Source organism: Cupriavidus sp. CuC1, assembly GCF_044627735.1.
In the GTDB taxonomy this organism is placed as follows: domain Bacteria; phylum Pseudomonadota; class Gammaproteobacteria; order Burkholderiales; family Burkholderiaceae; genus Cupriavidus; species Cupriavidus ulmosensis.
On the sequence record NZ_JBIUHC010000104.1, the window covers coordinates 26,532 to 36,075 of the forward strand.

Consider the following 9,544-nt stretch of genomic DNA (forward strand, 5'->3'; position numbering starts at 1 on the left):
ACATCGTCTCAGGAGTTATGCCATGCGCGACGCCCCTTCGTCCGTGACCACGGTTGACTGCGATTTGCTGGTGATCGGTTCCGGTGCCGGCGGCCTCTCCACGGCTGTCACCGCCCGCAAGCACGGCCTTGATGTCTTAGTCGTGGAGAAAGACAGCGTGTTTGGCGGCACCACCGCCTTTTCAGGCGGTGTGCTGTGGATTCCCGGTAACCCGGTCTCCCGCCGTGCCAATCAGAAGGACACTCGCGAAGCTGCGCGCGCCTACCTAGCGGCAGAAACGGGATCATCCTTTGATGCCGCCGCCGTCGATGCGTTCCTGGACAACGGTCCGAAGATGGTCGATTGGTTCGAACGCGAGACCAGCGTGAAGTTCGTGCCAACGCTGTATCCTGACTACCACCCCACGCAGATCGGTGGCGTTGACGTCGGCCGCTCCATCCTGGCGGCACCGTTCGATATTCGCGAACTGGGCAAGGACGTGTCGCGCCTACGCCCGCCGCTATCGACCATCACGTTCATCGGCATGATGTTCAATTCGTCGAATGCCGACCTGAAGCACTTCTTCAACGTGACGAAGTCGGTGAAGTCGTTCTTCTATGTTGCCAGGCGGCTCGCAAGTCACCTCAAGGAGTTGGTGCTCTACCGGCGCGGCATGAATGTCACCAGCGGCAATGCGCTGGCGGCGCGCCTGGCGAAATCGGCGCTGGATCTCGGCATTCCCATCTGGACTGCGTCGCCCGCGCTTCGGCTTGTGATCAAGGACGGCGCAGTGGCGGGCGCGATCGTCAAGCGCGACGGCGGCGAGGTGGAAGTCCGGGCCCGACACGGCGTAGTACTCGCCAGTGGCGGTTTTTCGCACGACATCCAGCGTCTGCGCAAGGCCTACCCGCATGTTGCCCGCGGCGGCGAGCACTTTTCACCGGTGCCGGCCACCAACACCGGCGATGGCGCACGCCTGGCGGAGGAGGCGGGCGGCACGGTGCCGCTGCGCTATCGCGACGCTGCGGCGTGGATGCCGGTATCGAAGGTACCGATGGGAGGTGGGCGCTACGTCGCGTTCCCGCATCTGCTTGACCGCTACAAGCCCGGCGTCATCGGCGTGTTGCGCAATGGCCAGCGGTTCACCAACGAATCGAATTCCTACCACGACGTGGGCGCGGACCTGATTCGCGCATGCGCAGGCCAGCAGGAAACCGCAATGTGGCTGATCTGCGACCACGCCACCATCTCGAAGTACGGGCTGGGCTACGCCAAGCCGGCGCCTCTGCCCCTTGGCCCGTTGCTGCGTAAAGGCTATCTCAATCGGGGCGGTTCGCTTGCCGGGCTCGCGCAAGAATGCGGCATCGATGCCGCGGGGCTTGAGCAGACTGTGCGCGAGTACAACGCGGGTGCGCAGTACGGTGAGGATCGCCAGTTTGGCCGGGGCATCACTTCGTTCAACCGATACCTAGGGGATCCGGACCACAAGCCGAATCCCTGTGTGGCGCCCATCGCGCAGGGCCCTTTCTATGCCCTGCAGGTAGTGATGGGGGATCTCGGCACCTTTGACGGCATTGCCACGAATGTGGAGGGTGCCGTGCTGCGCGAAGACGGCAGGGCCATTGCCGGCCTCTATGCCGTGGGCAACGACCGTGCCAGCATCATGGGCGGCAACTATCCAGGCGCTGGGATTACCCTGGGCCCCATCATGACATTCGGGTACATCACCGGACGGCACATCGCCAGCCTCGCAAATGCGCATGCAGGCAGCGGGGCACCGCAAGCCGCACGCAGGGAGAAAGCGCATGCTGCCTGACAACGCACTCACCCTCGTCGACCACCGTATCTACACGATCCGGCTGCGCAGGATGAACGAGTTCCTGGATGTGTTCGGCAAGATGGCAATGCCCATCCTGCTCGAAACCCTGGGCAATTCGCTTGGCGCCTATGTCAGCCATGTCGGGCCGCAGAACCAGTTCGTGCACTTGTGGGGCTACAAGGATCTAGCCGACTTCGAGCACCGTTCCCGTGCACGTGACGCCCACCCCAGGTTCGCCGAATACCTGACGGCCTCGGAGCACCTGATCGTCGCCCAGGAGACGCGGCTGATCCGTGCGGTCGCCATGCCCGGAGTAACGATTCCTACTAGCAATCGATAACGGCAGGCAAACCTGCCGGCCTGACAGAAAAACTGGAGACACAAATGAAATTCTTCCCCCGCATCCCACGAATTTCGCGCAGCGTTGCCGCCTGCTTCGCCGGCGTTCTCGCATACATGGGCGTCTCGGTGCCCGCCGCCGCGGCGGATGCCTATCCGGCCAAGCCAATCACGATTGTGGTGCCGTACTCGGCAGGTGGGGCTAGCGATATCCAGGTACGCGTCATCTCCCAACAGCTGTCGACGATACTCCGGCAACCCATCATCGTCGACAACCGGGCAGGGGCGTCCGGCGCGATTGGCGCGGCCTTTGTGGCACGTGCCGTACCGGACGGCTATACCCTGCTGTACCCGAACAACGGCCTGTTGATTGCGGCGCTGCTCAACAAGTCTGCTGGGTACGATCCGCTCAAGGATCTCGCGCCCATTTCGACGGTGACCACCATGCCGATGGTGCTGGTCGTGAACAAGAGCATGCCGGCCAACAATCTGCGCGAGTTCTTCGCCTATGCCAAGGGCCATCCGAACACGCTCAATTACGCTACCGCGGGCCCGGCTTCATACGGCAACCTTGCCACTCACCTGCTTTCGCAGGCTGCCGGCCTGAGCATGACACAAGTACCGTATCGGGGGGAGGCGAACACCACGATGTCGGTGCGTTCAGGCGAAGCGCAGGTGCTGTTTACGAGTCCGTCCGCAACGATGATGGGCCAGGTCAACGCAGGCAGCCTGAAGCTGTTGGGCGTGGCAAGCGCCGGGCGCTCTGAGGTGGCGCCCAATGCGCAGCCGATCAACGAGGTTCTGCCGGGCTTCAAATCGGAGATCTGGTTTGGTCTGATGGCGCCCGCCAAGACGCCGCAGCCTGTCATCGACAAGCTCAATCAGGCCGTGCAGCAGGTGCTGAAGGACCCCGGCATTCGCGCCAAGCTGTTGGCCAATGCGGCGGTTGCGCAGCCTTCCACCCCGCAGGCGTTCGACAAGCTGCTCCGCGCGGAGCATGCCCAGTTCGCGGAAATCATCCGCAAGCACAACATCACGGCGGACTGAGCTGCCGGTACCGAATGCAGCCTGCACGACGTTGTCGTGCAGGCGGTACTGATGACGACCATGGCTGGAGCCTGTGCCGGTACCCCGGTCCTGGCGAAGCCACCTGACCTAACTTCAACCTTCTGGAGTATGCAATGACGTTGATGAATATTGCCGGATTGTCGGACGAGCAGCGCATGATGCGCGAGGGCGTGCTCGACCTGCTTTCGCGCCACCTTCCATGGGACAAGATCCGCAAAATGGACGAGGCGCGTGAGTTTCCGCACGAAGCCTTCAATGCGCTGGCCGAAGCAGGCTATCTTGGGATTTTTTATCCCGAATCGCTCGGGGGCATGGGCGGCAGCTTCAAGGACATCGCCGTCTTCCTGGAGACGCTCGGCTACCACTACACCGGCATTGCCCAGGCCGTGACCACCACGGCAATCTATGCCGGCATGCATATCGCAAAGTTCGGTTCGCCGGAACTTCAGCAGGCTATCGTGCCTGGCATCATCGCTGGCAAGACCAAGCTGGCGCTGGCAATGTCCGAGCCGGGCACGGGCTCGGACGTGGCCGGCATCAAGACCAACGCCCGCCGCGAAGGCGACGAGTTCGTCCTCAACGGCAACAAGGTCTGGATTACCTGCGCCCACGTTGCGGACTACCTCGTCGTGATTACCAAGACCGATACCGGGGCAGCACGCCACCAGGGCATCAGTACCTTGCTCGTCGACACCAAGGCACCGGGTGTGACCATCAAGCCCTTGTCGATGCTCGGTCGGCGGACCACGCACGCCAACGAGGTGTTCTTCGACAATGTGCGTGTGCCTGTCAACAACCTGATCGGCGGTGAAGGCATGGCATGGAAGAACATCATGAAGTGCCTGGGCCTTGAGCGCATGGCGCTTGCGGCAATCTCATCGGGACACTGCTTCAAGATCACAGAGTACGCGCGCGACTACGCCAAGGACCGTATCCAGTTCGGCCAACCGATCTCTAAGTTCCAAGTCATTCAACATAAGCTTGCGGACATGCTCATCATGTCGGAGACGGCCCGCCAAGCTGTATATCGCGTGGCGGAACTGCTCGACGGAGGCCATTCCGCCCTCCAGGAAACCTCGATCGCGAAGATCGTCGCCACCGATAACAACTTTAAGTGCGCGGACATTGGCCTGCAGGTTCTGGGTGGCGCGGGTTATTCGATGGAGTACGACATGCAGATGTTCTTCCGTGATTCGCGCGTGGGGCCCATCGGGGGCGGCAGCAACGAGATCCAGCGCAACGTGCTGGCCAAGCTCATGGATCTGTGATGACAGCTCGTGGCGGGACTAACCGCGTGCGGCCGGTGCCGCCACGGGGCATTGAGGAGGAATCAAGATGAAGACACAGGTCGCGATCATCGGCGCCGGGCCATCGGGCCTGCTGCTAGGGCAGTTGCTGACCCGCGCGGGGATCGACAACATCATTCTGGAACGCCAGGCGCCCGAGTACGTGCTTGGCCGTATCCGCGCCGGCGTACTGGAGCAAGGTACCGTCGATCTGATGCGCGAGGCCGGCGTGAGCGAACGCATGGACGCGGAAGGGCTCGTGCATGAAGGCATCGAGCTGATGTATGGGGGACGACGCGACCGCCTGGATCTCAAGACGCTGACTGGCGGCGGCACAGTACTGGTCTACGGGCAGACAGAAGTGACTCGCGACCTGATGGAAGCCCGCTGGGCAGCCGGCGCCACCACGATCTATCAGGCTGCCAACGTCCGCCCTCATGGCGTGAAGGACGAGCAGCCTTATGTCACGTTCGAGCGGGACGGCGAAACGGTACGCCTGGACTGCGATTACATCGCCGGCTGCGACGGCTTCCACGGTGTCTCGCGGCAGACCATCCCGGCGGAGGTTCAGAAGCACTACGAGCGGGCCTACCCCTTCGGCTGGCTGGGCCTGCTATCCGATACGCCGCCGGTCAGTCACGAACTGATCTATGCGCATCACGACCGAGGCTTCGCGCTTTGCAGCCAGCGCTCCCACACACGCAGCCGCTACTATCTGCAAGTGCCATTGACGGAGCGAGTCGAGGATTGGTCCGACGAACGTTTCTGGGAAGAGTTGAAGCGGCGCCTGCCGGAAGAGGTGGCCGACAAGCTTGTGACCGGCCCCTCGATGGAGAAGAGCATCGCACCGCTGCGCAGCTATGTGGTCGAGCCCATGCAGTATGGAAAACTTTTCCTTGTCGGCGATGCCGCGCACATCGTCCCCCCGACCGGCGCAAAGGGCCTGAACTTTGCGGCCAGCGATGTCAGTACGCTCTACCGCATCCTGCGGCTGGTCTATCAGAAAGGCCGGACAGACCTGCTTGACAAGTACTCGGATATCGCACTGCGGCGCGTTTGGAAAGCCGAGCGCTTTTCCTGGTTCATGACCAACTTGCTCCATGAATTCCCGGAGAACGAGCCATTCGACAAGCGCATGCAGCGGACCGACTACGACTACTTCACAAGCTCGGAGGCCGGGCTGAAGAGTATCGCTGAAAATTACGTTGGGTTGCCCTACGAGCCGGTTGAGTAATCCGCCATGCTAGCCGGCGTCTACCGTTTTGCCGCGGTGCGCCGGCTAAACGGCATGGCCGGCACTCAACGCGTTCAGCGTAATCGCCGCGCCAGCCGGGCAGCGGCGGCATCGATTGCCGGGCTGCGGGCGTGACGTATATGACACGCATCGGCCATCTTGACTTTGTGATTAAGCTGCACGGATCCACGCAGTGCGTGTTGAGTAGAACAAGGAAGGTCCGCCCGATCAGCCTGGCACACGCGATCCATGGTGCGCCACCTGCGTCCCGGGGGAGGAGATTGCCACAGCAGCTACGCGTCCACCCAACTGGCGACGTCCGGCAATTTCGCTCTTGTAGTACGGAAGCCATTTGCCGCGTGTGCGTGGTCTGGGAAGCCAAATGAGATCCCGCAGACGATCAACCGATCCGGCGACAGAGCAAAGTGACGACGGACCAAGGCCGGCCGGGATGCCAACGCGGCCTGCGCCACGCAGGCGACACCAAGGCCATGGGCAGCAAGCATGAAGTTGTTGACATAGCCGCCGCAGTCGATCGCGCCGTAGACGCCGAGCGCCTCATCCGTCGTGATGATCGCTACGTGTGGAGCGCCGAACAGCCGGAAATTCTCTTCTGCCTGCCTGGATGAGGCTTCCCTGTCGCCTTTTGCAACCCCTACGCTCGCATACAAGGCCAGCCCGCATTCCCGCCTGCGCTCCTGGTATATCCCCTGGTACTCGCGCGGCCACGGAAAGTCCGGAGCGGCTGGCTCCCGCGCTACCCCATCAAGCATCGCCTCACGGAACCGGTCCGCGGCAGCGCCACTCGCAATGACCACCTTCCAGGGTTGAGAGTTACACCAAGATGCTGCTCGCTGTGCCAGGCGAAGGATTCGCTCAATCGTTTCGCGCGGCACCTGATGCGGCAGGAATGCCCTGCAGCTGAAGCGGCCTGCGTGCAGGCGCTCAAGCGCGCTGAAATCTCTTTCCGGTACGGTGTTTTCCGGACGTGAGTCCAATGACATTGGGGTACTCCAAGTTATGGCTGACCGCGCGGCCAAGCGTCCAAAAAAACATGGCACTGCGTGCAACACAGTGCCATGAACCCTTGCACCATGAAGGGAGATCAACCGTCACGGGCGCTCCATCCCGACAAGCGCCGTGCATGAAACTATGCGACTTCCTCGCCGATCCGGCGAGGACTCATGATGCTCAGAATTTGTGACGCAGGCCGACCGTCGTGCCGAACTGGTTCATGCCCGGATCGGTATTCCCAAAGCCTGAAGCGCCGGCGCCCAGGCCGAGTGCAGACGTACCTCGGTTCTTCGTATAGCCTACCGAAAGATACACATCGGTCCGCTTTGAGAAGGCATAGTTGGCAAAGCCAACAAACAGCCATGGATCCGCGTTCGTATTCTTGAAATCCTGATAGTAGGCGGCGCCTGCCAAGGAAATCGCCGGCGTTGCCTGCCATCTCAGGCCTAGCCACCAAAGATTGGAACCCTGGTTCGCGGCGCCAGGTACTGCGCCGGGAAGCAACGCGCCATCATATGCCTTCGCCCATCGGTAGCCGGCGTAGGTCGCGACCGTGCCAGTGGCGTAGGTTGCGGCAAATGTCGCGCGCCGGGTCTTGGCGTTGGGATTGACGGTCAAGGTGCCGGTATTGATCTCGTCATAGACACCGCCGAAGCTGAGTGGGCCTGTCGTGTAATCCAGACGGAACCCATACTCCCGTCCCAGCTTGCTGTTGCCGGGAACTTCGCTGCCCCCCGTGGTCCCGCTCTCCGCACCAAAGCTGTACATAGCCGCGGCGGTCAGCCCGTTGAACGTGCCCACATACTTGACCGTATTGTCCGCACGCCCGACGAAGCCCAGATCCTGGGTGAAGATGGAGTACCTCGGAGCCAAACCCATCGGATCGAAATTGCCAATGAAATCGAACAGCAGGTTTTGCTGTCGACCTAGCAAAATGCTGCCCCAGCCTCCCTGCAGGCCGACATATGCCATCCGGCCGAACAGGCGGTTGCCTTGGCCCGATTTCCCGGTGTCCGGGTCAAAGCCGCTTTCCAGAACAAAGACGCTTTTGAGGCCAGCACCGAGATCTTCCGCGCCCCGGAGGCCCCATCGCGAACCGGAAATATTGCCTGCGGTTTCGCGAACGACGTCATGCCCGCCGCCCGCCTGGTGATTAGCATATTCCACACCCACGTCGACGACACCATAAAGCGTCACGCTCGATTGCGAGTGGGCAGCCATCGAGAACAGCCCACCAACGGCCGCAATGCATACTCTGGACTTCATTACATCTCCTCCAATTGGGAATAGTCGATCCCATTTCGTTTCTTGTGTCTCCCATGGACCGCACTGGCGCCCACTTGCCACCGGGCGAAGACAGCCAACAGGAGTTGCATCCGAGTCAACCTTGAAAGTTGTAGTTGGTTGAACCAATGAACTAGAAATTTACACGACGGTGACTTCAGTCGTCAATGCGCGCGGCAGGTGTTGCTCGCAGCCAACTGGCTACTGCGAAGTTGATATGGAGGTCTTACGCTAAGGAGTTCGGGTGGCGGCACGAGGATTGGAACCATGGCAACCGTGGCCGCAGTGCCGAGTGCGGTGCCCAACAGTCTGAAGGCGGGCTAATGTGTTGCACCCGAATCGAGTTGGACTCGCTGAATACCGCAGTGACGCCCGTGCGGGTCAATCAAACTCAAACTCCAGGACGATATAGAACGACGCCAGTAGGGCTGCAGGGGACATTTTTTCTACGTCGGCCCGGGTAGCGGGATTGACTTGCTTCGATCCAGGTTCTGAGAGCCCGTTTGAAAATTCGCCGCGGATGTGTTCTAGCGTTCGGATGTGGAAAAAAGAACATCGAGAGCGGCAGGCAAGCATGGCGGCCAAGACAAAGCGGTATCCGAGCGATCTGACGGACATGGAATGGGCAGCGATGGGGGGACTGCTGCCGAAGCCCGCACAGCGGGGGCGACGCAGGAAGGCTGATCTGCGGGAGGTCATCAACGCCTTGCGATACCTGGTGCGCTCGGGGTGTGGCTGGCGCATGCTACCCAAGGACTTTCCGGCCTGGCAAACGGTGTACTGGTGGTTTCGCCGACTGATGCGCCGGTTCCTGTTCCAGACGCTTCATGACGTAGTGCTGATGCTCGATAGGGAGTTGGAAAGCAGGCAGCCTTGCCCAAGCGCGGGCGTGGTGGATAGCCAGTCGGTAAAAGCGCCAGCGGCGAAAGAGCGCGGCTACGACGCGGGAAAGAAGATCGTCGGGCGCAAGCGGCATATTGCCGTGGATACGAATGGCCGGTTGCTGATGGTGAACTTGACGCCTGCGGACATCGCCGACAGTACCGGGGCGTTGGCGGTTCTGGAGACCCTAAAAAAGCGTCGGCCGGGACTGAAGCATCTGTTTGCAGACGGCGCGTACGATCGTCGCACATTGATGGATAAAGCCGCGACGCTCGACTTCGTCGTGCAGGTGGTGCGCCGCCACGAGGATCAGGTTGGCTTCGCGGTGCTACCCCGGCGTTGGGTGGTGGAACGTACCTTCGGTTGGATGATTCGCTGGCGTCGCCTTGTCAGGGACTACGAGCGGCGTCCTGATGTGTCCGAGGCCACGGTCTATATCGCAATGGGCAGGCTGCTGCTACGCAGAATCGCCCATCCTTGAATTATCAAACGGGCTCTGAGCACCACCCCTTTCAAGGTGACGAAAATTAGGGCACCCTCCGTGTCCTCGAACCGAAAATGGAGTCAGTGGCGTGGTACTGGACGCAGTGGTGGAACGCTTTATCGAACACAGCCCGATCAGCGTGATGGCGCGCCTGG

Annotated in this window: 8 protein-coding genes; 6 read left to right on the top strand and 2 right to left on the bottom strand. The window is 61.3% G+C overall.

Annotated elements, in window-relative coordinates:
- Positions 1-22: 22 nt before the first annotated feature.
- The 5 genes from ACGLHR_RS34400 to pobA all read left to right on the top strand — a co-directional run bounded on the left by ACGLHR_RS34400 (position 23) and on the right by pobA (position 5,725).
- Positions 23-1,795: an FAD-dependent oxidoreductase gene (locus ACGLHR_RS34400; protein WP_400099451.1), complete on the top strand. Its 1,773-nt coding sequence runs from the start codon at positions 23-25 to the stop codon at positions 1,793-1,795.
- Positions 1,785-2,138, top strand: coding sequence for an NIPSNAP family protein (locus ACGLHR_RS34405; protein WP_400099452.1), 354 nt, complete (start codon positions 1,785-1,787; stop codon positions 2,136-2,138). Before ACGLHR_RS34400 ends, ACGLHR_RS34405 begins: the two co-directional genes overlap by 11 nt.
- 44 nt (positions 2,139-2,182) lie before the next feature.
- Complete coding sequence (locus ACGLHR_RS34410) at positions 2,183-3,184, top strand: tripartite tricarboxylate transporter substrate-binding protein (protein ID WP_400099454.1); 1,002 nt, start codon at positions 2,183-2,185, stop codon at positions 3,182-3,184.
- 143 nt (positions 3,185-3,327) lie between these two features.
- Positions 3,328-4,473, top strand: coding sequence for an acyl-CoA dehydrogenase family protein (locus tag ACGLHR_RS34415; protein WP_400099466.1), 1,146 nt, complete (start codon positions 3,328-3,330; stop codon positions 4,471-4,473).
- Positions 4,474-4,540: 67 nt separating this feature from the next.
- Positions 4,541-5,725, top strand: a complete 1,185-nt coding sequence (gene pobA, locus ACGLHR_RS34420) for a 4-hydroxybenzoate 3-monooxygenase (protein WP_400099456.1) — start codon at positions 4,541-4,543, stop codon at positions 5,723-5,725.
- A 293-nt stretch (positions 5,726-6,018) separates the two neighbouring features.
- Here the strand turns inward: pobA and ACGLHR_RS34425 are convergent, their stop codons facing one another.
- Positions 6,019-6,729, bottom strand: a complete 711-nt coding sequence (locus tag ACGLHR_RS34425; protein WP_400099458.1) for a nitroreductase — start codon at positions 6,727-6,729, stop codon at positions 6,019-6,021.
- Between the two features lie 187 nt (positions 6,730-6,916).
- On the bottom strand, positions 6,917-8,005 hold the full coding sequence (locus ACGLHR_RS34430) for a porin (protein WP_400099460.1): 1,089 nt from the start codon (positions 8,003-8,005) through the stop codon (positions 6,917-6,919).
- A 556-nt stretch (positions 8,006-8,561) separates the two neighbouring features.
- On the opposite strand from ACGLHR_RS34430, the gene ACGLHR_RS34435 reads away from it, so the two are divergent.
- Positions 8,562-9,386, top strand: a complete 825-nt coding sequence (locus ACGLHR_RS34435; protein ID WP_400099462.1) for an IS5 family transposase — start codon at positions 8,562-8,564, stop codon at positions 9,384-9,386.
- The last annotated feature ends 158 nt before the right edge of the window (positions 9,387-9,544 follow it).